Origin of the sequence: Streptomyces caelestis, from assembly GCF_001279005.1 — a bacterium.
In the GTDB taxonomy this organism is placed as follows: Bacteria; Actinomycetota; Actinomycetes; order Streptomycetales; family Streptomycetaceae; genus Streptomyces; species Streptomyces heliomycini.
The window spans coordinates 154,150-176,213 of record NZ_LGCN01000001.1 but is presented as its reverse complement, the minus strand read 5'-3'; the positions used below and the strand labels follow the sequence as shown (position 1 = coordinate 176,213).

Annotated in this window: 24 protein-coding genes and 1 pseudogene; 10 read left to right on the top strand and 15 right to left on the bottom strand. The window is 68.9% G+C overall.

Translation table 11 applies throughout. The features are described 5' to 3' along the window. Positions 1-518 precede the first annotated feature (518 nt). A complete protein-coding gene (locus tag ADK41_RS38550; protein ID WP_078661766.1) occupies positions 519-1,202 on the top strand; it encodes a GNAT family N-acetyltransferase in 684 nt (227 codons plus the stop codon). 146 nt (positions 1,203-1,348) lie between these two features. Then, positions 1,349-1,525 (top strand): annotated as a pseudogene (locus ADK41_RS42685) (glycoside hydrolase family 15 protein); the annotation flags it as partial. A 139-nt stretch (positions 1,526-1,664) separates the two neighbouring features. On the opposite strand, the gene ADK41_RS00805 reads toward ADK41_RS42685, so the two are convergent. From ADK41_RS00805 to ADK41_RS00795, 3 genes are read right to left on the bottom strand one after another with little or no spacing between them, the layout of a single operon-like run. Next, on the bottom strand, positions 1,665-2,450 hold the full coding sequence (locus tag ADK41_RS00805; RefSeq protein WP_030819484.1) for an SAM-dependent methyltransferase: 786 nt from the start codon (positions 2,448-2,450) through the stop codon (positions 1,665-1,667). Between the two features lie 59 nt (positions 2,451-2,509). Beyond that, positions 2,510-2,740 (bottom strand): DUF397 domain-containing protein, encoded by a 231-nt coding sequence (locus ADK41_RS00800; RefSeq protein WP_030819486.1) that lies wholly within the window; start codon positions 2,738-2,740, stop codon positions 2,510-2,512. Beyond that, positions 2,737-3,606, bottom strand: a complete 870-nt coding sequence (locus tag ADK41_RS00795; RefSeq protein WP_030819489.1) for a helix-turn-helix domain-containing protein — start codon at positions 3,604-3,606, stop codon at positions 2,737-2,739. Before ADK41_RS00795 ends, ADK41_RS00800 begins: the two co-directional genes overlap by 4 nt. Before the next feature lie 205 nt (positions 3,607-3,811). On the opposite strand from ADK41_RS00795, the gene ADK41_RS00790 reads away from it, so the two are divergent. The 7 genes from ADK41_RS00790 to ADK41_RS00760 are packed head-to-tail and all read left to right on the top strand — an operon-like array spanning position 3,812 to position 10,936. After that, entirely contained in the window at positions 3,812-5,314 is a 1,503-nt protein-coding gene (locus ADK41_RS00790; RefSeq protein ID WP_030819491.1) for a hypothetical protein, read from the top strand. 54 nt (positions 5,315-5,368) lie between these two features. Then, positions 5,369-6,376, top strand: coding sequence for an asparaginase (locus ADK41_RS00785; protein ID WP_030819493.1), 1,008 nt, complete (start codon positions 5,369-5,371; stop codon positions 6,374-6,376). Between the two features lie 40 nt (positions 6,377-6,416). Beyond that, a complete protein-coding gene (locus ADK41_RS00780; protein ID WP_030819495.1) occupies positions 6,417-6,884 on the top strand; it encodes a PPC domain-containing DNA-binding protein in 468 nt (155 codons plus the stop codon). A gap of 15 nt (positions 6,885-6,899) precedes the next feature. Beyond that, positions 6,900-8,225 (top strand): hypothetical protein, encoded by a 1,326-nt coding sequence (locus ADK41_RS00775; RefSeq protein WP_051842863.1) that lies wholly within the window; start codon positions 6,900-6,902, stop codon positions 8,223-8,225. Further along, on the top strand, positions 8,222-8,809 hold the full coding sequence (locus ADK41_RS00770; RefSeq protein ID WP_078661768.1) for an NUDIX domain-containing protein: 588 nt from the start codon (positions 8,222-8,224) through the stop codon (positions 8,807-8,809). The genes ADK41_RS00775 and ADK41_RS00770 overlap by 4 nt, the downstream gene beginning before the upstream one ends. Continuing rightward, on the top strand, positions 8,806-10,164 hold the full coding sequence (locus ADK41_RS00765; RefSeq protein WP_030819501.1) for a hypothetical protein: 1,359 nt from the start codon (positions 8,806-8,808) through the stop codon (positions 10,162-10,164). Before ADK41_RS00770 ends, ADK41_RS00765 begins: the two co-directional genes overlap by 4 nt. A 16-nt stretch (positions 10,165-10,180) precedes the next feature. After that, the gene (locus ADK41_RS00760) at positions 10,181-10,936 is read left to right on the top strand and encodes a 2'-5' RNA ligase family protein (RefSeq protein ID WP_030819503.1); all 756 of its coding nucleotides are present in this window, start codon (positions 10,181-10,183) and stop codon (positions 10,934-10,936) included. Positions 10,937-10,950: 14 nt separating this feature from the next. Here the strand turns inward: ADK41_RS00760 and ADK41_RS00755 are convergent, their stop codons facing one another. The 3 genes from ADK41_RS00755 to ADK41_RS41510 are packed head-to-tail and all read right to left on the bottom strand — an operon-like array spanning position 10,951 to position 14,112. Further along, positions 10,951-11,538 carry an HAD family hydrolase gene (locus ADK41_RS00755; RefSeq protein WP_051842867.1) on the bottom strand — a complete coding sequence of 196 codons (588 nt, stop codon included), beginning with the start codon at positions 11,536-11,538 and terminating at the stop codon, positions 10,951-10,953. Further along, positions 11,531-13,123 (bottom strand): PEP/pyruvate-binding domain-containing protein, encoded by a 1,593-nt coding sequence (locus ADK41_RS42410; protein WP_030819507.1) that lies wholly within the window; start codon positions 13,121-13,123, stop codon positions 11,531-11,533. Before ADK41_RS42410 ends, ADK41_RS00755 begins: the two co-directional genes overlap by 8 nt. Beyond that, positions 13,120-14,112, bottom strand: coding sequence for a hypothetical protein (locus ADK41_RS41510; protein WP_030819509.1), 993 nt, complete (start codon positions 14,110-14,112; stop codon positions 13,120-13,122). Before ADK41_RS41510 ends, ADK41_RS42410 begins: the two co-directional genes overlap by 4 nt. A 163-nt stretch (positions 14,113-14,275) precedes the next feature. On the opposite strand from ADK41_RS41510, the gene ADK41_RS00740 reads away from it, so the two are divergent. Further along, positions 14,276-14,773 (top strand): NUDIX hydrolase, encoded by a 498-nt coding sequence (locus ADK41_RS00740; protein ID WP_030819512.1) that lies wholly within the window; start codon positions 14,276-14,278, stop codon positions 14,771-14,773. Position 14,774: 1 nt separating this feature from the next. Here the strand turns inward: ADK41_RS00740 and ADK41_RS00735 are convergent, their stop codons facing one another. The 9 genes from ADK41_RS00735 to ADK41_RS00695 all read right to left on the bottom strand — a co-directional run bounded on the left by ADK41_RS00735 (position 14,775) and on the right by ADK41_RS00695 (position 22,044). Then, positions 14,775-15,440 carry a 3'-5' exonuclease gene (locus tag ADK41_RS00735; protein ID WP_030819514.1) on the bottom strand — a complete coding sequence of 222 codons (666 nt, stop codon included), beginning with the start codon at positions 15,438-15,440 and terminating at the stop codon, positions 14,775-14,777. Continuing rightward, entirely contained in the window at positions 15,428-16,528 is a 1,101-nt protein-coding gene (locus ADK41_RS00730) for a DegT/DnrJ/EryC1/StrS family aminotransferase (protein ID WP_030819515.1), read from the bottom strand. Before ADK41_RS00730 ends, ADK41_RS00735 begins: the two co-directional genes overlap by 13 nt. Continuing rightward, positions 16,525-17,568 carry a radical SAM protein gene (locus ADK41_RS00725; protein ID WP_030819517.1) on the bottom strand — a complete coding sequence of 348 codons (1,044 nt, stop codon included), beginning with the start codon at positions 17,566-17,568 and terminating at the stop codon, positions 16,525-16,527. The genes ADK41_RS00730 and ADK41_RS00725 overlap by 4 nt, the downstream gene beginning before the upstream one ends. Further along, entirely contained in the window at positions 17,550-18,248 is a 699-nt protein-coding gene (locus tag ADK41_RS00720; RefSeq protein ID WP_158717626.1) for a thymidylate kinase, read from the bottom strand. Before ADK41_RS00720 ends, ADK41_RS00725 begins: the two co-directional genes overlap by 19 nt. After that, on the bottom strand, positions 18,245-18,847 hold the full coding sequence (gene folE, locus ADK41_RS00715) for a GTP cyclohydrolase I (RefSeq protein WP_030819519.1): 603 nt from the start codon (positions 18,845-18,847) through the stop codon (positions 18,245-18,247). Before folE ends, ADK41_RS00720 begins: the two co-directional genes overlap by 4 nt. Next, positions 18,844-19,578, bottom strand: a complete 735-nt coding sequence (locus ADK41_RS00710; protein ID WP_030819522.1) for a WbqC family protein — start codon at positions 19,576-19,578, stop codon at positions 18,844-18,846. The genes folE and ADK41_RS00710 overlap by 4 nt, the downstream gene beginning before the upstream one ends. Continuing rightward, positions 19,578-20,279, bottom strand: a complete 702-nt coding sequence (locus ADK41_RS00705; protein ID WP_030819524.1) for a PIG-L deacetylase family protein — start codon at positions 20,277-20,279, stop codon at positions 19,578-19,580. The genes ADK41_RS00710 and ADK41_RS00705 overlap by 1 nt, the downstream gene beginning before the upstream one ends. Positions 20,280-20,359: 80 nt before the next feature. Next, the gene (locus tag ADK41_RS00700; protein WP_030819526.1) at positions 20,360-21,472 is read right to left on the bottom strand and encodes a glycosyltransferase family 4 protein; all 1,113 of its coding nucleotides are present in this window, start codon (positions 21,470-21,472) and stop codon (positions 20,360-20,362) included. After that, entirely contained in the window at positions 21,469-22,044 is a 576-nt protein-coding gene (locus tag ADK41_RS00695) for a phosphoribosyltransferase (RefSeq protein ID WP_051842874.1), read from the bottom strand. The genes ADK41_RS00700 and ADK41_RS00695 overlap by 4 nt, the downstream gene beginning before the upstream one ends. Positions 22,045-22,064: the final 20 nt, after the last annotated feature.

Sequence of the window (22,064 nt, the reverse complement as noted above, 5' to 3'; positions counted from 1 at the left end):
GACGCCCGACCCGAGCTCTCCCGGCCCATCCAACGCCTGAGCCGTCACTACGAACAGGTCCAGGACGACGCGACGGCGGCCCGGCCCCCCTGCGAACCCGGGCCGCCGTCCGCGTACCCCGCACCCGGAAACCGGCTCCCATCCCGCAGATGGTCTTCCGCCGGTCCGAGCCCGAGAGCCGCCGACCGGGCGATCGAGTCCCAGGACGGGCACCTTGAATCTCAGTTCCTCGTCACTCCGCACCCGGCCCCGCCGGCGCCCTCCAGTCCGCTCTCCTCGCCCAGCGCCTCACCGACGGGCTCCTGCGCTCACGGCCTGCCGCAGCCTGACATCGACAAGGTGACGGACTACCAGAGAACGCTTTCAGGGCATCCCGCCGCATACGGGGAAGACCACACATGACGATCTGGCCCAGAGCTCAGAGGACCGGTGTGCCTACCAGGCAGTAGACGTCTAAGGTGCCGACCGGACCACCAGACTGCCGACCGCTCATGGACGAGCACACAGGAGCGGACCCCATGCTTTCAATGCGCCCCGCCACGCCAGCTGACCAGACCGGCCTCACCGCGATGATCCAGGCACGCTCCGACTGGATGAAGGCCAACCAGCTCCCGAACTGGCGCAGCTGGGGACGACACGTCCACGAGCTGGCCAGCAACTGCACACGCCGCCAAAGCGAGATGTGGGTCCTCACCGAACATGACAACCGGATCCTGGGCTGCACCACGATCCTGCGGACGTCCGCGCCCTGGACCTGGACCGCGGCCGAAGCCGCCGACACTGCCTACTACCTCAACGGCACCGTCACCGACCCTGCCGAACGCCACCGCAAGCTCGGCACGCTCATCGCGGAATGGGCGGTCGACCGCGCTGCACGCGAGGGCGTCAGCCGCGTACGCCGGGACTGCAGCTCCCCAGCACTCGCCGCCTACTACCAGCAGCAGAACTTCCAGCTCATTCGAAAGGTGTCGCCCCCCAGAGGCCTCCCCTCGTACGCCTTGGAACGCAAGGCAGAACGCATTCCCGAGCTCGGTGCCCGTGTTGTCTCAGGCATTCCGATGCCAGGACCCCCGGAGAGTCCGCTGACACCCCCCGCCAGAAATGCGCTATCGAATGCGATGAAAGCAGCTCGATTCCTATCGCGGTCATTGCACGGCACGGCTGCGGTATCCGTTTCGATGGAGACCGCGATCGGGAGATGAGAACCAGAAGGGCCCGTCTCCGCTCCAGAGACGGGCCATCTGTGAACGCGCAGCGGCAGGACCGCTTCAGTGGCGTGAAGGGGCAGCGCGCCAAGGTGAGGCGGCGTCCTCAGCACTATCCGGACCTGGTGCCGGCGGTAACACCGCTAATCACCGGGCTCGTCCGGTGCGTGGAGAAGCTGTGGCGGGAGCCGGACGAGGGGATCTGGGAGATCCGCGGACCGCGCCGGCACTTCGTCCACTCCAAGATCATGGTCTGGGCGGCCCTCGACCGGGCCGTCCGGTTCACCGAGGCCAGCCACATGGACGGGCCGCTGGAGCAGACGAATACAGCGAACTCGAGGAACACGAGCACAATGAGAGCCGCGCAACCGACCGTCATCGCGTGGCCTGATAAATCAGCTGATCGGCGACGTACTGCGCCTGAGAGGCACAGAACGGCCTAAGCATGACATCTTCTTCCTACGGCTTTTGCGCGACACCGACATAGAGGGGCACCTGTTCGTCGATGAACTCCTGGTCAGAATCCGGGTGCCAGTCGGTGACGAGCTGGACACCCGGGTCGATCAAGTCGAGTCCCGTGAAGAACTTGCTGAATTCGTCACGCGAGCGCACCTGCGCAGGGACGCCGCTCTTCCGGTAAATGTCGACGGCCTTGGCCCACCCTGCGGGGTCGAAGTCGCCCGTGACGTGCGAGAGCATGAGGAAACTACCCGAGGGGAGCGGGGCCAAAAGATCGTTGACGAGGTCGTAGGGCTCGTACTCGTCGGAGACGAAGTGCAAGAGGGCCACGAGCGAGAGGGCGACAGGCTCGTCGAAGTTGAGGGTCTCCTGGGCGCCTTCGATGATCATCTCGGGCTCGCGGACGTCCGCCTCGATGTACTTCGTTGCTCCCTCGGGCGTGCTCCGCAGGAGTGCCTCCGCATGGCGGAGAACGACGGGGTCGTTATCGACGTATACCACGCGTGATTGCGGGTTGACCGCTTGGACGACCTGGTGAAGGTTGGGTTCGGTCGGGATGCCGGTTCCAATGTCGAGGAACTGATACACCCCACGGTCAGCGAGGAGCCGGGCAGCCCGATTCATGAAGCTCCTATTGGTGCGGGCGGCGATCCTGATGGCCGGCAGGAGCGATATGACCCTCTCGGCAGCCTCCTCGTCGACCGGGTAACTGTCCTTGCCGCCGAGGTAGTAGTCGTACATGCGGGCCGGGTGGGGCCAGCTGGTATCGATGGGCTTTAATGTCATCGCTATTCTATTTGCCCTTCGTTCGGATTTTTGACGCGGCATTGCGAGCTACGCGGGGCTCAAGAGAGAAGAAAATCCGCATCCCCGGCCTTTGCCCCGATAATGAAGGCCGCGATTTCTCCCCGCGTGTAGATCAGCGCGGGGCCGTCAGGGTCGGTCGACTGGCGCAGCGCCACACGGCCATCGTCGAGGGGCTTCGCCTCCACGCAGTTTCCGGCGTTGCTACCACTCCAAGGCTTCACCCACTCTGCCGCTCCAAGCTCTGTGGCGGCGCGGAGGACGTGACTCATAGGTACAGCTCCTTGCGAATATCACCAAGGCATTTCTTGGTTTCTTGCTTTGAGAATGCGTACACACTCATCTCGCCCAGCGCTTCACGGAACAGGGCGACTTCTTCCTTGTCCTCGCTGTATCCGGCGCGGCTCAGGCTGTCGGTGCAGACGATGTCGGGAAGTTCGGGGATTTCGAATCGGAAGATGGTGAAAGGCCCGAAGGCGCCTGGGTGGAGCCCTGCTGCAAAGGGGCACACCTGCAGTGTGACGTTCGGGAGGTCGGTCACATCCAAGAGGTGCTCGATCTGCTCGCGCATGACGGCCGCATCGCCGACGGGGCGCCGTAGGCTCGTCTCGTCCGTTACAACCCACAGCTGGGGTGGGGCCGGCTTCTCGCGCGTGAGGATCTCCTGGCGCTTGATGCGCAGGTCGACGCTTCGTGCAAGAACGTCAGGCGCCATGCGAGGGAGTCCTCGCTCCATGACGGCGCGGGCGTATCCGGGTGTCTGCAGCAGACCAGGGATGACTCCAGGCTCGTAGCCGCGGAGGCTGGTCGCAGCCCCCTCCAGCGATACGTGCACCCCGAACCAGCCCGGGAGTACCTCCCGGAAACTCTGCCACCAGCCGGGCGTACTCGCTTGGTCAAGGAGGGCGAGAAATTCCTGGATCTCGGCCTGGGGGACGCCGTAGATCTCGAGAAGCGTCTTGACGGTGGCGTACTTCAGGGAGGTCTCGGCCTTCTCCATCCTGGTGACCGTCGTCGGCGCGATCCGCAGGGGCTTGGCGGCCTGAGCAGCGGTGAAGCCGGCCGCCTCGCGCAGGGCGGCCAGGCGCCGGCCCAAGACGATGGCCAGCACGGTCGGGGCGGACTTCGGTTCGCTCACGCCGGTTCCTCTCCCCTTCGGCCGACAGCTGTCGTTCGCTGAAGTGTGCCACGGCACCCACGAGGCGAACAGACTGCAGCCCGAACTATGCAGGTTGCAGAGTGAGGCTTGCCAACGCCACAGAGTAGCGAGCATAGTTGCGTGGTGACCCAGCTCACGTAGCCCGGATGCACGCTCCCCCGCCTTCGCCCCAGGAAGGTCCGCGATGTCCGCCCGCCCCACGTTGTTCCGCGTTCTCCTTGAAGAACGCCGATGGGACCGATGGGTGGTCTTCTGCACCCACTTCGAGCGGACCGCACGGGAGCTGGCCAACGAGACCGACTCGCCGCGCCTGGCGACCGTCTCGGTCTCACGTTCCACCTTTGACCGGTGGGCGAAGGGCTGCTGGTTCGGACAGCCCTGGCCAGATGCGGCGTTAATTCTGGAGCGCCTGTTCGGAGTCCCCTGTTCCGACTTGTTCAGTCCCGCGCCGTCCGTCATGCAGGTGCGTTCCTTGCCGCACAGCCGGGGAGACATACGTGCGGCCGCCACGATCACCGAGCGCTGGCCCACCAGCAGGGTGTTCCTGTCCAGTTCCGATGAAGTCGCCGACTCGTGGCAACTTGCTGGTCGGCAGGTGCTCGACGGCACAACCGCTGCGATCGGCATTCGGGCTGCCACGGTCCGGGACAGCTCCGTCTATATCGAAGCCTCCGACCCAGCGCTGCATCAGTTCTTACGACCGGCCCGCCGCGGGATGCTCGTAGGCGTCGCTGAGCAGGGCGACGACACCCAGCTCTACGTGATCGACGCGGCGAACGCCCGCCGCGCGCTGACGGTGTCTTCCGACGCCGAGGTGCTTGCCCTGCCGGCCGCGCACCTGCTGGACGATCTGACGTACGGACTGCTGTGGTCCCTGGTTCAGCTCGATGACGGGCTCCTGGCGGACGACCTCGCCCTCGCCGAGGAACAGGAGGCGCTGGACACCTACCTCTCGCTGCCGCGTTCCGCGCCGAGCCGGGTGACGCTGCCCGATCTCACGACGGCCGGAGCACAGTGGCTCGGATCTGTGTTCTGCGCGCGGCACATAATGCGGCGACTCGATGGGGTGACGGCACCCCCTGTCTTCTGGACGCGGGAACAGACCGGCGAGCAGGCCGCCCCGTGGCTGTGGTTCCGTCACAAAGCCGAATATCTCAAGGCACTGGCAGCCGAGTACACCGACGCGGCGACGCCCATGGTCCGGGTCTTCTGCATTCCGGAGGGCGAGGTGACCCGCAGCAGCCGGTACGAACGCATCCTGCTGATTCTGGCTATCGCCCTGATGGAGCTGTACGGAATCAAGGTCGACGTTCTCGCTGATCCGGAGTACTCCGAGGTCGACGGATTCGCGCTGGTACCGAGTCAGCGTGCAGCCGTCGCCAACTGGGTTCGCACCGAGGCGATCTGGGCCGCGGATACCGTCACTCAGCGCCCCGCACTGCGGGCGTATCACGAGGCCTTCAACGAGGCGCACGCGCACAGCGTGGCGACAGGCCCTGACCCGGAAGCCCGGTTGCGGACACTGGCTGGTTTTCTGGACATCCCGTGGCCGTGGCTGGTTCGCCGATGCCGGGAGTTGAGTGAGTGCGGAACAGCGAGCATCGTGCGTCCACGCAGTCGGCACCTCAGTGTGAGCGCACTCGACGATGTCTTCCAGTTCCTCGGGGCCCTTGCCCCGGACCGTTGAGGGCCCCGACGCTGACCCATACTGCGTGATCCACTTCCCCGAAAGGCAGCCGCCGTGATCTCCACCCCCCGGGCCCTGCGCCCCACCGTCCTGGTGCTTTCACTCGGCGGCACGATCGCCATGTCGGCACCGAGCGGTGGAGGCGGGGCGGCCCCCCGTCTGAGGGCGGCCGATCTCGTGGCCTCTGTTCCGGACCTGGCCGAGGCAGCGACGCTGGAGTTGCAGGACTTTCGGCAGACCCCCGGCGCTTGGCTGGAGATTGACGACATCGTCGCTGTCGCAGATCTCCTGAACCAGCGGGCGCAATCCGGCACGGCCGGCTTCGTCATCACCCAGGGCACCGACACGTTGGAGGAGACCGCCTTCCTCCTCGACCTCCTGTACACCGGGGAAGCCCCAGTCGTGATCACAGGCGCCATGCGCACGGCGGAGATGCCCGGCGCCGACGGTCCCGCCAATCTCCTGGCCGCTGTGCGTACCGCGGCGAGCCCTTCCGCGCGCGGCCTCGGCGTACTCGTCGCCTTCGCCGACGAACTGCACGCCGCCCGCCATGTGCAGAAGGTTCACAGCACCAGCACCTCGGCCTTCGCCTCACCCGGAGCCGGTCCCGTCGGGTACGTGGTGGAAGACCAGCCCCGCTTCCCCTTCGCCGTGCCGCGGCAGACGCCTGTGGGACTGCCATGGGTTCGTCCGGCGTCTGTGGAGGTGATCGAGGCGAACCTGGGCGCTTCCGCAGCTCTTCTGAACGCCGCCGCCGGCCTGGCGGACGGGCTGGTCATCGCAGCCTTCGGGGCCGGGCACACCCCCAAGACGTGGGCTGAACCGCTGGGCGACCTGGCAGCCCGTGCACCGGTCGTCCTTGCTTCCCGCACCGGTGCGGGAAGCATCCTGTCCAGCACCTACCATTTCGGCCCCGGCTCCGAGACCGACCTGCTCAAGCGAGGCCTCATCAACGGCGGCGACCTGGAGCCGCGCAAGGCCCGGCTCCTCCTTCTGGCTCTCCTACGCTCCGGAGCGGAGCTGCCGGAGATCAGAGACGCCTTCGAAGCCCGTCGACGCTGATTCCCCACCACAAGATCCGATTCGGAGATCCAGGAGCCACATGCGTGCCACCGAAGTCACCACTGGCCGACGGTTCGCCGTCGCTTTCGATCACGGCGAAGACTTCTTCCCTGCGCTGGACGCGTTCTGCCGTGACACCGGGATCCGGGCTGGCCACATCCCGACGTTCATCGGCGGCTTCAGCAGTGTCCGGCTGGTGGGCTCGTGCGACCCGCTCGAACATCCGGAGCGTCCGCTGTGGGACGAGATCAAGGTCGAGACCCTGGAGGTTCTCGGAGCTGGCACGCTCGCGTGGGACACCGTGAACAGCCGGGTCGCACCTCACATTCATGTTTCCGCCGGCCTCAAGGGAGCCTCAGCCGATGGGCGAACCAGTCATCTGCTGGGTGGCACCGTGCAGTTCATCAGCGAGCTCGTCATCGAAGAGTGGACCGCCCCTGCGGTGACCCGGCCGCGGAACCCGCATCTGTATGACGTTCCTCTGCTCACCTTCAGCGAGACGAACTGATCCGAGGAGAAGGCGATGCGGCGCGCGACGCGGTTCCGGCAGTTGGTCGAGGAGAACCACTGGACGGTGTTCGCCACGTTCTGCATCCACTTCCAGCGTGCCGCCCGTGACGTTGCCCGTATTGACGGCGACCCGCGGCTGGCGGCGGTAACGGTCTCGTCCCGCAGTTTCGACCGGTGGATGGCCGGGGACCTCAAGAGGATGCCCTGGCCTCCTACCTGCCGTGTGCTGGAACATCTGCTCGGCGAGCCGGCCGTGGCACTGTTTGGATCGCCAATAGGCGAGACCCGGGGTACATCCGATGACGCGGCGTCCGAGCCCGCCGGTCAGGGTATGCCGGCCGCTGCCCTAGCGCCCTTACTCGCGCTGCCGGGAGCCACACCGGCCGAGAGCACTGGCCCGTTTCCGTACTTGGGGGCCGTGGAGTCGTTCAGGCACGTGGACCGTCAACTCGGCGCCGGGCATGTCTACTCGTCTCTCCAGCAGTATCTCCAGACCTCTATCGCAGTTGATCTGTTCGAGCCCAAAGGGCGGCCCCACAGTGCTGACGTGTTCCTAGCCGCGGCTGTTCTCACGGAGATGGCGGGCTGGATGGCTCACGACCTTGGGCGCAATGCAGAGGCCTCCGAACACTTCACCATGGCTTTCGGTCTCGCGCATGCGACTCCCGAGCCGTCTGTAGGAGCAAACGTCCTGGCGAGCACGAGCCACTTGGCGCTGCAACTCGGCAACGTCGACCAAGCGCTGAGCCTAGCGCGCCGCGGGCACGAGCGCATGGCGAACATCAAGCCCATCCCGGTGCTCACCGCGCGCCTTCACGCCATGGAGGGCCGTGCTCAGGCCCAGCTTGGGGACGACGTAGCCGCCCAGCGAGCTCTGGAGGCAGCGGGGGCAGCTCTGGAAGGTGCCTCGACCGCACCGGCCCCGCATTGGGTTGCCCCCTTTGACCAGGCCGCACTCGCCAGCGAGTCAGCGCTCGCCCTGCGGGACCTAGGGATGCTCAGTGCGGCAACCGCCGAGGCCGAGCGCGCTGTGGCGCTGCGTGGAGAGGACCGCGCACGTAGTCGGGCCTTCAGCCAATCCGCGCTGGCCGCACTTCTCGTTCAAAACGGGGATCTCGAAGCGGCCTGTGCCACCGGGGTGCAGCTTCTGACCGCCTGTGAGCCGCTCGGATCGTCGCGGATCACCGAACACCTGCACGCCTTCAAGCGGGCCCTAGCTCCCTTTCACGGTGTCCCGCAAGTCCGTGACTTGCTGGAGCAGTTGTCCCACGTCAACCGCCGCCGGTCGGCACTGCTCGCCAGCTTCGATGCCCGCCCCGGAACGAGTAGGCGTCCATGACGAAACCACCTCCTCCCGGAACGCCCGAGTGGGATGCCTACCTCGCCGAGGGCAATGCCAAGCAGGCCCGCAAACGGGTGACTGCTGACGCGTTGCTTCGCGATCCCGACGGCCGGCTCCTCCTGGTCAGGCCCACCTACAAGCCGGGCTGGGACCTTCCCGGAGGGATGGCTGAGTCCAACGAAGCCCCCTCCGATGCCGTGCGGCGGGAACTCGGCGAGGAACTCGGCCTCGACGTCACGCCGTTCGCCCTCCTGTGCATCGACTGGGTGCCTCCCCACGGACCGTGGGACGACCTCATGGCGTTCGTCTTCGACGCTGGGCAACTGCCCTGGGACATGTGTGCAACGCTGCGACCGCACGACGAGGAACTTTCGGAGTGCGCATTCTTCCCCGAAGACCAGGCGCTATCGCTGCTCCGGGACCGTCAGCGGCGCCGAGCGGAGCAGGCTCTGGTCGCCCTGCGAACGGGCGTCCCGCGCTACCTCCAGGACGGGCAGCCGCCTTGGAACCGGAACCCCGCTCCTGCACATGAGGGGCAGCAGCCGACCACCCGCACCGATCCCGAGGGGGGAACCCGTTGACCAGCACGAGCACCACGCGGTTCGCACTCCTGGTCCAGGAAAACCAGTGGGATTCGTACGAGAAGTTCTGCATCCACTTCGCCAAGGCCGCGGCACGCGCCGCCGAGAAAGAGAGCGATCCCCGGCTCGCCCGCGTCGACGTGTCCCGCAGCAGTTTCGACCGGTGGATGGGCCGCCGCGGCTCGATCAAGGGCACGCCCCGACGGGACGCCTACCTCGTACTCCGCTACATGTTCAACATGTCCGCCGAGCGGCTCTTCGAGCCCGTGGAACCGGGAGCGCTGGCCTCACGCCGGGTCAGCGCTGCCATCATCAGCGCCCCGGCGGCAAGCCTCGGCTTCGACGATCCGCTGGCCATCGTCGCCCAGACGCACAAGCTGACCAGCTCCAACGCGGACAACCCGGTCCTGGTGATGATGAGACGATCCATCTCGGGCATCATCGACCGCTACGAGGCGCAGGGGCCTCAGCAGCTGGCGGGCGAAGCGCGAGTCGTGCGCGAAATGCTGCACGGCGTCCTGGCCGGCCAGCAGCCCCCGCGGGTCCGTGCGGAACTCTTTCGCCTCGCTTCCCAGGCCGCCGGACTGCTGGGGTACATGGCCGTCAACGCTGGTGCGACCTATGACCTGGTGGACGCGTACTGCTCGGAGGCGGAGTCCCTGGCACGCGAGGTCGGCGACGTCCCCATGGAGATGTGGGCGAGCGGGACCCGGTCTCTGGGCCTCTACTACCAGAAGCGGTACGCGGAGGCCGACGACGCGGCCCTGGCCGGAATCGCTCTGGCACCGGACAACCCGCAGGCGATCCGGCTGCTCGTCAACGGGCGCTCTCGCGCGCTCGCCCGACTCGATGACCGCGGTGGTGCCGAGCAGGCGATCGGCCAGGCTCTGGAGCTCTCCGACCGGCAATCCGCCCTGCCGGGCGGCCTCACATCCTGCATCAGCTTCGAGCCTTACTCCATGGCCCGCACCTTGGCCAACGCCATCACTACACGCCTCTCACTCGGCGACACAGCCGAGGTTCTGGCGCACGCGGAACAGATCGACGAGCTGATCGCACACTCCGACTCCAACTGGAGCCGCGCCCTGGTAGGCCTTGATCGGGCAACGGCCCTGCTCCAGCAGCCGTCTCCCGATGTCGAGCAGGCCATGGCGTTGGGCCGCCGAGCCCTCAGGTCCGGCGGCCCAGCGCCCATCAGATCTGTTTGGGAACGCGCGAACGAGCTCTACCAATGCGCCGAGCGGTGGCATGACGAACCTGATGTGGGGGACTATGCCGAGGAGCTGCGGACGTGGCGGGCACAGCCGCAGGCCGGAATGATCGTGGTCGGCTCGCGCGCTCAGATCGCGCCTTGACATACCTAGGAGATCCGTGGCGCCCGAGCTGGCCGTCGACACCAGGGCCTTCCCCTGCGCTCCCCCCGCCGACCTCGACGACTCCAGCGTGATCGTCGAGCACGACTGGCGGGCCTTCCAAGCTGTCGACCGCATGAAGAACCATTGGGACCGCCCGGGATGGTCGGAACAGCAGCACGCCTACTACTGGATGCTGACGTTCGCCGACGCCTCTGCCCTGTTGCGGCGCGCCGAGCACTGCCAGGGCGCGCTCGAGCGCCTCGGCATGGACCCGGTCCCCGCCGACGGTCTGCACGTCACCATGCTCCGGATCGGCGCCGCGGAACAGGTATCTCAGCCTCAGCTTGAGCACCTGATCTCCCTGGCGGAGCACCTGCCCGTCAGCGGGTTCCGCATCCTGGCTCATCCTCTTGCCGGCTCGCGTGGTGCCGTCCGCTTCAGCCTCACCCCGTGGAGGCCGCTCGTCGGTCTCCACGCCGCGCTCTGTACGCTCGGCGCTCAAGCTGGCGTACCCGGCGGCAAGCCGACCAGCGCCTTCCGGCCACATCTCGGAGTGGCTTACAACAACGCCGAGCGGTCGGCGGCGCCAGTCATCGACGTGGTGTCGCAACTGCGGTCGCTTCCCCCGGTAGGCCTCGACGTCTCGTCAGTGGACCTTGTGAGGCTCCGCCGCCAGGGCAGGGCCTACCGGTGGGAGACTATCCGCACGCTTCCGCTACGCCCGGTGGAACCGGTCTCGGCTGTCCAGGGAGCCGCGCCAGGTGCGCAGTGATCCTTCGCGTTGGCTCACGTGACCGGAACCAGAGTGGTGCCGCTCACCGTCAGCAGCCGCATGCCCGCTGACCGAGCTGCGGCAATGCCGTCGGGTGCATCGTCCACCGCCAGGCAGCGCGAGGGCGCCACCCCCAGCTGACGCGCCGCTTCCAGGTAAACGTCGGGAGCTGGTTTGCCGCGCGCCACGGACTCGACGGTGACCACGACCGGAAGAAGCCGGTCCAGTCCCAGGCGCTCGATCCCGGTGTGCACCAGAATTGCGGCCGCGCTGGACGCGACGGCCCGGGGAATGCTGCGCGCACGGGCCTGCTCGAGCAGGTCCAGGGTCGCCGTGATCACTTCGGGCGGGGGGCCGTTCAGCAGGCGATGTCGGCTGGCGCCAACGACCTCTTCGACCGGAACCTCGCGTCCGTCGGCCAGGGCGTACAGCAGGTCGCGTACCGGCAGCCCGGCATGCGCCGTGTACCAGTCCTCTTCGACCTTGAGGCCGTACGGCACGAGCGCCTGGCGCAGCGCATCGAAACGGCGCCGGTGGTTGTCGACGACCGTGCCGTCCCAGTCCACGACGAGACCGTCGGTGTCGTCCAGGAGATCAGTCATGAAGGCCTCGACGGTGGAGGATCCGGCCGTTCGGATCGACGGCCACGATGGTGTCCGGCACGTCGCCGCCGTCCATTGGCCACAGCAGGCGTCCGAGCTTCAGACGAACCACTTGGAAGCCCGGCAGCTCCGGGGTGGCGACGTCCTCGTCCACGATCAGCACCCCCACCGTCCCGTGCTCGGCCGACGCCGTGGGGGTGGGGAGAACAGGGCGTTGCCCTGACGGTGAGTGCAGCAGGAGCGTAGCGGCACGCCCGTCGCGCGGGGCGATGGCCGGCAGGTGCTGGACCACGACCGCCTCTCCGTCGAGTCGGTCGCGTTCCGTCCGTTGCTCTGGGATGCCCGCGACGGGACGCACTGTGCCTTCAGTGCCGTTGACCTCGATCAGGTGCCCCGCCGGGATCTCTGTCGCGGCCTTGACGTTGGTGACGCAGGGGATGCCGAGCTCGCGGGCGATGATCGCGGTATGGGAGAGCGGCCCGCCTGTGGTGGAGACGACCGCGGCGGGCTGTTCAAGCAGGGCGCCGGCAGCTTCGGGACCGAGCGCGCCGCAGATCAGCACGGCACCGGTCAGGGCTGTGCCGTCGCCGATGCGAACAGCGGGGCCTGCTCCGGTGCCCGCGACGGCGGGGATGCCGCTCCAGCCGTCCTCACAGTGCCGACCAGTTGCACGGCCTTCGTGGAGGGCGCGGGTGAGCGGGCGTGCTTGCACCAGGTGCAGGGTGCCGTCGGCGGTGAAGGCCCACTCCACGTCGATACGTTCGATGCTCAGCGCTGCCGCGGCAGCAACCGCTCTGTCCAGGAGGACCTGGCAGCGTTCTTCGCTCAGTACGGGAACAGCCGCCCAGGACGCCGGTGTGTAGAGGTGAAGAACGCCTTCCTGTGACGTCTTGATCTTCGCGAGCGTCTCGTCTCGGTGGAAGCCGGCGACCGGCGCCCACTCCCCCGGTGGAAGCCGCAGCTCGTCGGGGGTGGCCGGCAAGAGGATAACCCGCTGCTCGGCGGGCTGGACTGGATGGGTGGTGTGACGCAGGCCGGCGTGGACCTCGCCTGCCTGGGTGCCGTTGACGAGTGGCTCGGCCAGGCCACGGACGGCTTCGATCCGCCAGCGGACGCACCGGCCGGCGAGCACCTCGGCTGCCAGTACGCCGGCGGCAGTTGGACGAAGCGCGGGCTGGATGACCACGGCCATCCCGGGAGCGGCCGTGACGCCATGAAGCCGCGCGTAGGCCTGGGCCGTCGGCTCCAGTGTGGAGGATTGGACCGCGGTAATCGCGGTGCGCAGTGGGAACGGGCGGGCAGGCGTGAAGCGGGAGGTGTACATCCCGGCGAACGAGGCGCTGGCGCCGTCCTCGGCGACGGCGGAGGATCGGGCGATCAGGCCGTACGGAGCACGCTGTTCGGCCCAGGCCAGAATGCGGTCGACGAGGGCCGGCACGGCGTTCTCCGGTGTTCCGACCGGGACCACCAGGCCCTCGGGAACCGGCAGGCCTTTGCGGATCAGCCGGGCCAGGGCGGCGGCCTTCCCGCCGGCGCGGGACCCATCGTGGGCCTGGTCGAGGGCCAGCAAGGCGTTGGGGGTCATCGGCCTTCTCCCAAGGCGAGCAAGTCGGGTGTGGTGACGCGGGTGGCATCGTGCTCGCTGGCAGTGCACCAGCGGCGCACCAGCGACAGGTAGCGGTGGCGCAACTCCTTGCGGCGTTCCTCGCTGTCGGCGGCCCAGGCGAGGGCGGCGCTCAGGGCGCGGACGGCGGCGAGTTGGGCGGGGTGGCCGCTGGCAGCCAGTAGGGCGCCGGTGTCCCATGCCGCGCGTACGGCGGCGGAACGGTCCAGGGAGCCGGTGAGGGATACAAGCTCGGATTCGGGGTCGGCACTGGCTGACAGGGTTCGCAGCAGGTCGGCGGCACGGTCGGGGTCCTCCAAGGGCATGGCGGCAGCCGCCGGTGAGCCCGCCCCGTACAGAGTTCCGGCCCGGGCGCTGACGTCGGCCGCGGCCAGGGCAAGGGGACGTCCGTCACGGATACTCGCGGCGGCTTCCAGGAGGAGACGGTGCGCCTGCAGCAGGTGGCCGGTGCGGTTCGGGGTGGCCAGGGCGAGGATGCAGTCCCGGGCGCGGGCCCGGCTGGACAGCACCTGGCTCAGGAGGTCCTCCCACGGTTGCTCGGGAAGCAGCCAGTTGACAATGTGGGCGGACATGACCTTCAAGAACGCCGCCGTCCCCCGTGCGATGGCTTCGTCTGCGGCCTTCAGGTCCCGGTCGGCCAGGGCTTGTTCGGCCTGGTCCAGTGCGTGGGCGGTTTGTTCCCGATGGAGAGCCGTGCGATCGGCCAGGTCCCGAACGCGATCGGGGTCGGACAGGAACTTCTCCAAAGCGGCGAGGAGCCGATGGTGCACGGGCTCGTCGATGTCGACGATGCCCGGCCGCCGCAGCCGCCCGTACGGGGTCGGATCCTCCAGGAGCACCCTCGGCCAGGCTATGAGTGACGTGGTGTAAAGGTCCCACTCCAGCAGCGTGCTCGCGGGGCGGCTGCGCTCGTAGTCGCAGGTCAGCATCCCGTTCCAGACGGGTTCCATGGGGGTCCTCCCGAGGGCTGGGGGTCGGATCGGCGAAGGCGCGGGTGATGTGGCGCGAATCTGCGGTGGTGGCCTTGGGAGCTGTGGGAGGCTCGATGCGGGCCTGGGGCGGCCGTGCCCCGTTGGGCCGGGAAGTGCCTGTCGAACCGAGGGATGTGCGCTGATGGTCGTCAAGGAATCCACCGCGAGCGTGTTTGTCTTCAACCGTGGCCAGAAAGGGGTGTGGCGCTGCGCGTTGGTGTGGCATCCGCGTCTGGAGGAGTGGCTTCCCGCCGGCGGACACGTGGAGAGTGACGAGAGCGCCGCCGAGGCGGCGGTGCGTGAGGTGGACGAGGAGACCGGCCTGACCGCCCGGCTGCTGCCAGGGCCGGCGCTGCCGCTGCCCGCCGGTTTCCCGCACACGCAGGTCATCGCGCCGTGGTACGTGTGCGAGATGCGGGCCGGCGCCGACAACCACACGCGCGCGCCGCACCGGCACGTCGACCACGTCTTCGTGGCCGTAGTGGACGACACCACGCCGTCGCGGCAGCCGGTCCATGAGGTCCGCTGGTTCACCGAGCAGGAACTGGCCGAGGCGCCGAGCATCGCCGAGGACTCCCGGCTGCAGGCCAAGGAGCTTTTCGGACGGATCGGCGACGCAGTCGGGGTTAACAGCATCTGAGCTACCCGCCGCCGGGCCCGAACAGCGTGTCCTGGACAGTGGCTTCCACCGACGGTTTGGGACGCGGTTGAAGACCGGCAGCCGCGTCGAGTTCCAGAAGCGTCGACCAGTGGCCCGCGGCCGCTCCCTCCTCCAACAGCAGCCTGAAGACCTCGGCTGTCACCTCCACGTCCGGCATGGCCCGGTGCCGCTGCACGGGCTTGGGGATGCCGTAGTAGCGCAGCAGCTCGTCCAGCCCGTACGAGGACATGCCGCGGACGGTCTTCCGGGCCATCCTCACGGTGTCCACGAGCGGCGTCGTGGCCAGGGTGGGGCAGTGCTCCCCCTGTCGGGCGATGATCCCGGCCTCAGTCGAAGCGTGCTGCGCCACCAGCCGGTAGGGGGGTGTCGACAGCAACCCGTCCAGCTCGCCGAGCACCGCGGCCGCGGGTGGGGCGGACCGCAGCGCCGCCTCGGTGATCCCGTGGCTCATGTCGCGGGAGGTCACCGGCACGTCGTCCGGCGGCTGAATCAGCGACTCGAAGCGGCCGTCCTCCACCAGCTTGCCGTCCCGCACGACGAGCGCCATCGCGGCGACCTCGGTGGGCTCGGCGGGCCGCCCCGCGGGAGTCAAGGCCTCGAAGTCGATCACGACGAAGGTGCAGTGCAGGCGGGTCAGGATGTCCACTGTGCGGCCTCCCGGCGGATCGTGGCCGCGATCTGGTGGAGGTCTTCCTCGTCCATGCGAGCGGTGAAGGGCACGGCCAGGAGTCGGTCTACCGCACGGGCTGCGTTCGGACACGGATTCTGGCCAAGCTCACGGCATGCAGGATGCTCGGGGGCGGTGCGCAGACCGAAGGTGCCGACGCTGTTGGTCACCCCGTGTTCGGCAAGGCGCGCGCTGAACGCCCGCGGGCGGTCGAGGGTGAGGTGCCACAGGGCGCTGTAGCCGTTGGGCTCCTGCTCGTCCGGGGCATGGTTCGGGACGAGGCCGGGCGTGTCGTCGACGAGTTCGTGCAGCATCCTGCATTGGTGTCTGCGGCGGGCGAGCGCGTCATCGAACGAGGCGAGCTGGTGGCGGACGATGGCGGCCAGCGGCTCGGCGAGCCGGAGGCCGAGCCCCAGTCGGCTGCCGGCCGGGGCATCGGGGGCCGGGGTGTGCCAGTGGGTGCGGAAGGCGGCGGCGCGCGCGGCGAGTTCCGGATCGTCGGTGAGGAGGTAGCCACCCTCTCCGCTGGAGATGATCTTGCCGTCCTTGAGGGAGAAGCAGCCGATGTGGCCGATCGTGCCGGCCTCGCGGCCGCGGGTGCGGCTGCCTTGCGCCTGGCACGCGTCCTCGATCAGGCGTAGTCCGGTCGCCTGGGCGTACGCGGCCAGTTCGTGGATGCCGTCGGTGCGGCCGGCGAGGTGGACAGGGAGGATCGCCCGCGTGGCGCGGGTCCTCTTGGCTGAGAGGTCCTTGAGGTCGATGCCGCCTCCGTCTGGGGCGGAGTCGACGAAGACGGGCGTGGCGCCCGTCGCGGCGACGGCCTCGACGGGCATGACCACGGTGGTGGCAGGCATGAGGACCTCGTCGCCAGGGCCAATGCCGCAGGCTACGATCGCGGTGTGCAGCGCTGACGTTCCTGAGGCCACGACAACGGCGTGCCGCGCGCCGAAGGCGGACGCCAGTTCGCTCTCCAGCGCTTCGGCCTCGCGGCGCCCGGCCGGGTCGGGCATGCGGGCCAGAACCTGCTCCAATGCCTGCATCAGCGCGGGATCGACTTCGGCGTTCACGATGTGCTCCCGGCGGGTGCGGGGTCCACGACACGGTCGAATCCCATGAGGGGCCACATGTTGACGCAGTCCACGCTGAACAGCGCGCAGTCCGCGCAGCCCGCCGGGCGGAACGCGTCCGCCGCGGTGGTCTCCCGGATGTTGCGGCGCCGCTGAGGCGGGGTCTGGGCGATGCGCAGCGCGGAGGGGCAGTCCCATACCGAGCCGTCGGGTTCGACGAAGAACAGGTCGTTGCCGCCGAAGCAGTCTCGGACCAGACCGGTCGACTCCTGGACGGCCGAGACGAACTGGCCGGGGTAGTCGGCGGAAGGCAGGGTCAGCGGCAGGCCGGAGGCGTAGAGCTGCCCGAACTCCCGGCGCAGGCGCGGAATGTCCGTCTCGGTGAGCACGAGCTCGTCGTGGAGATTGTGGTCGGCGGGCAGCGAGACGGGCTGCGCGACGAAGTAGTCGCAGCCCAGCTCGGCGGCCAGACGGGGCACCGTGGTGATGGCGTCCAGGTTGAGCTTAGTGATCATGCTGTAGATGCCGACCCGGGGTTGCGGCCGGTCACCGCGTGCCGTCAGGACGGTACGGATACCGTTGACGACGCCCTCCCAACCGAAGCCGGGCTTGCGCGGCGGGCGCCAGCGGTCGTTGTACTCGGCGTCGGTGGAGTCCAGCGAGACCGAGAACGCGTCTACGCCGAGGTCGACCAGCCGCTCGGCCATGCCCGGCTTGTTCAGGGCCGGGCCGCTGGTGCACACCACGACCTCGATTCTCTGGGTCTTGAGGATCTCGATCAGCTTCAGGGCCGGGGCCCACAGCAGCGGCTCGCCGCCGGCGAGGAAGACGCGGCGGACAGGCGAGTCGCCCAGGGTGCGGGCAAAGGCGAACAGCTGCTGGGTGGGGACGTCGTCCGGCGACTGATGGTCCAGCACGCCGGACCGCGGCAGGGCCTGGAGCGTGGCGTTCTCGGGCCAGTTGAAGTAGCACGGCAGGCACTTGTGGGAGGCGCACCATGAGCGCAGCGCCCACAGCACGGTCACGTTCCGGTCGGGCACGGGACGGCTCCTTTCGGCGTGGCGGCGGCCGCGGCGCGCTGGCACACATCGGTGATGAAGGCGACGGCGTGCGGCTCGTCGACCTGTTGGCGGTCGAGGACGTAGTACTGGCCCTGCTGGGTGTGGGCGAGCAGACGGTAGAGGCGGTCGGCCCGGGCCATCAGGGAGCGCTCGCTGGCGGTGGCGGTACGGCCGATGCGTTGCTCGAATCGCTGGAGGCAGCGGCGAGGGTCGTCGAACAGCAAGATCGTGGCGGTGGGTTGCGGGCGCCAGGATTCGATCGTCGACAGGATGTGCCAGGCGGTCGTCAGGGCCTGTTCGTCGGAGTGCTGTTCCGTCTCGGCGAGCACGGCGGCCTGGTAGATGGCCACGGAGTGCGGGCCGCGGTCCTCCAGGACGACCTGTCCCGGTGTCACCGGGCCCAGGCTCTCGAAGCGGTGGACCTGCAGTCCCATGAGGAGCAGGGTCTCGGTGCGCGGGTGGCCGGTGCGCAGGAAGAGGTCGCCGTCCTGGTGCAGTGCGGCGATCACCTGGCCGGGCAATCCGGCGGGCGGGGCGTCGGGCAGTTCGACCAGCGGGACGCAACGGGGGCCGAGGCGCTCTGCGGCCTGGCGGCTGAGGTGGGTCTTGCCGACCCCGTTGGTGCCCTCGACGTTCACCAGCGCGATCCGCCTGCTCATCGCGCCCCCAGAGGGAGGAAGGCGGCGGTGCGCAGCCGTTCGGCGAGTCGGTCGTCGCTCTCGAGCCGGCCGAGCAGACAGGCTGTCGTCGTGCGGGCGGCCTGGTCGCGGACGCCGCGCATGGCCATGCACAGGTGCTCACCGACCGACCACACTCCGACGTCGCCGCTGCCCGAAAGCGCGGCGACTTCGTGAGCGACCTGCGTGGTCAGCGCCTCCTGGATTTGCAGCCGGTGGGCGTAGGTCTGGACGATCCGCGGCAGTTTCGACAGGCCCAGAACCCGCCCGGCCGGCACGTAGCCGATGTGGACGTCCAGCCGGAACGGGAGGAGATGATGCTGGCACAGGCTCCAGGCCCGGATGCCGCTGACGACGACGTACTGGCCGCCGGATTCCTGGTGTGTGAAGGCGGTGTCGGTGGTGCCGGGGTCGTGCTGGAGGAAGTCCTTCCAGAAGCGGGCGACTCGAGCGGGGGTGTCGCGCAAGCCTTCGCTGTCGACGTCCTGGCCGAGCGCGACCAGGAGCTTGCGGTAGAGCGCCTCGACCTCGCCGATATCGATGCCGCCGGTGGTGGGGAGGCGGGTGTCGGTGGTGGTCATCCGAGCACCGCCATCTCCGGGGCCCACGGCCGCAGGTGGGCGCTGTCGGTGAGGACTGCGCGGGCCTGGGGCCCTTGATGCAACAGCAGGTCCAGGGCGGAGAGACCGGGGGTGAAGGGCCCGCGTCCCTGGTCGTACGGGGGGCTGCTGTAGGTGGCGACCTCGACGCCGATCTTGGCCTTCGCGAGAAGGCCAACGTCGAGGTACTCGGCAGCGCCGGTGCCCACCCGCAGCACGCGAGTGCCGGTGTTCGTGCACAGGTCGATGAGCATGTCCGTCTTCGTCCCCCTGGGGGTGAGGACGGAGGAGCGGACCAGTTCGATCTGCAGCCCGAACGCGTCGAGGAGGAGCCGGATCAGCTCCTGGTTTAGGTCGGCCAGGTGCGTCCAGGAGCGGCCGTAAACCGCCCGCAGCGGCCCTTCCCACTGCGGCCAGTAGCGGGCGTGCCGGTAGCACTCGGTGAGGGTGCGCCAATGGCGGGCGCGCCAGCGATCGTCGGCGATGCGGGCGCTACGGATCGGCTGCCCGAACCGCCCCGTGACCGGCACCGTGAGGCGCACCCGCTCACCGCGGGGACTGCGGACGAAGTTGCGGTTCTGCCAACCGCCCTTGGTGTACTGCACGTGGTCGAGCAGGATGAGCCGGTCGACGTCGAGCAAGCGGGAGAAGTAGCCGGGCCACGGAAGGTACGCGGGCTGGTGGACGACCAGTACGTCGGTGCGAGCGGTCATCAGAAGGCCATCCGGTAGGGGAGGAACCGCTCAGCGGTCTCCGTTCCGACCATGGCACCGGCCGCTTCATCGAGCGCGCGGATCTTGGCCGTGCTGCGCGGGTGCGGGGCCTCACGGAGCTGGCTGGTGTAGCAGCGCAGTGCCTTCTCCTTGGTCGGCCAGGCGGTGCTGGTGTCCACCACGACGGTCCGCGGTTCGTCGGCGGCTCGCCAGGACCGGTCCTCGGGTCCGTCGTAGCCGAGGACGAGGGGCGGAATCCACCGTGTGTCCGCGGCACCGGGCCGGGCCGCGGCGAGCGCGGCGGTGTGGACGGCCTGGTGGTCCTGGTGGTGGGCGTCGGCGGTAGGGATGAACAGGACATGCGGCCGACTGGTGTTCAGGCACGGGCCGGGCCCGGATTCGATGAGCGCGACCAACTCGGGCAGGTACGTTCCGGGGTGGGCGGCGTGGTCGGTGTCGACCCAGGCCACGTGGTGCTGGTGGACGCCGAGGACGGAGCAGGCGGCGTCGAACTCGGCGCGGCGGGTGCCGGCGTCGGAGCTGCCGCCGTACATGGGCGCGGTAGTGCAGGCGACGGCAAGGACATCGACGTCGACGCCGTGCTCGGTCAGCTTGGCGATGGTGCCGCCGAGGCCGAGGGTCTCGTCGTCGAGATGGGTGCTGACCACGAGGGCGCGGTCACCGGGTTTCAGGCCGAACATGAAGGCCCTCCTCTTGTCCGTGGGAAGGGAGCGACGGGACCGCACGGCGCGCCCGTGCGGCAAGGCGGAGACTGATCGCGTCAGATCTGCAGTGCGGCCAGTAGCGTCCGGGCGGCTGCGGCCGGGTTGAAGGCCGCGACACGGTCGGGGGCGGCCTGGCTGGCGGCCTGGTAGTCGTCGGGGCTGGTCAGCAGGGCGCGCAGGGCCTTCCACAGGGCGTCCGCGCCGTGCTCGAGGGGGACGGCGCGGCCGGCGGGACCCGCCAGGCCCGGCACGTTGCCGAAGTCGAAGGTGATCACGGGTGTGCCGACGGAAAGGGCTTCGGCGGCGGTGTGGCAGAAGGTTTCGGGTTCGGTGGAGGAGATGACAGTTGCGGCGGCTCCGGCGAGGAACTGCGGGACCTCGCGCCAGCCGAGCGCGGGCAGGATGCGGATCAGCTCGGGCCGAGCGGCCTGCTGTTCCTTGCAGGCGGCGATGACGTCGCGCTGCATGCCGGGGAAGAACTCGAAGTCGGCTTCAGCCAGGACGAGTTCGATCGGCCGCTCCCAGTCGGCGGGCATAGCCTTGAGGAGCTCGGCCAAGCCCTTGGCGGGCTCCACGCGGGAGGCGATGCGAATGGGTCCGGCGGCTCGCAACGCTTCGCGCTGGTCCGCGGGGACGGGTGCGGGGTCGGTGAGCAGCGCGTTGGGGACGGTCACCCAGCGGCTGGTGTCCAGGCCGGCCTGCGCGCCTTCCGCGGCGAGGTAGTCGCTGGCCGGGCACACCACGTCGACGGCGGCCAGGGCTTGCTGCCAGCGGTCCTCGCCGCTGCGACGGATCTTGTGAACCATGAGGGCAGAGCGGACGCCGTCCGGCACCGGGTTCAGGTAGCCCAGGCCCCACAGGGTGTCCGCCCAGCACACCGCGTCCACCTGGTGGCGGGCGAGGATGCCGCGCACTTCCTCGATGACCGGCTGCGGGTCGGCGAGGGCCCGCAGGACGTCGTCGTTGAGGGCGGGACGGGGCAGGCGGACCGAGTCCAAACGGACCATGCCCGGCTCGGCGACATCGCTGGGCGAGGCGGGGCCGGCCGCCAGGATGAGGGGGGTGTGGCCGAGCCGGCGTACGCCCTCGACGAGGGCGGCGATGCTTCGCTCGATGCCCGAGGGGTGGTCGGGCCGGTAGGTGAGCAGGCAGAACGCGATCGTGCTCACAGCGACTCCTTCGTCCGCACGGCGGCGGGCACCGCAAGGTCTTCGGTGTGCTGGTCGGTCGGCTCGTTCCAGGGGAAGAGGACCCAGTCGAGGGTGTCCCACACCCAGGTGTCGGGGCTGAAGTCGGCCGCCCGGCTGCGGCACAACACAGCGCTGCGCAGCTGCCCGGGGGCGAGGCGCTCGGTGAGGAAAGGCAGGACGGCCTTGAAGGTGGCGCCAGTGCCGCAGATGTCGTCGGCGACCAGGAGCCGCTGCCCGGACGCCAGCCGGCCGAGGGCATCGGCGGCCGTGGTGGGCAGCTGCACGCGGCCCGTGGCCTCCAGGAAGAGGTCATCGGTGGTGTTGTGCCGGGCCGTGATCTCGATAGCCTCGACGCCGAAGTGCGCCGCCAGTTCCCGGGCGAGCGGGACGCCGCCGCGGGCGATGCCAATCACGGCGTCGGGGCGGGGCTCGTGGGCGGCGATCAGAGTGGCGGCAGTCTGGAAGGCCTCCTGGTCCAGGTTCCAGATGCGTTTGTGCTCGAAGACGCGCTGCACGGGCGCGGTCTCGGTACGGGTGAGGGGCTGGGTCACGGGTGTCCTCCGAAAGGGGA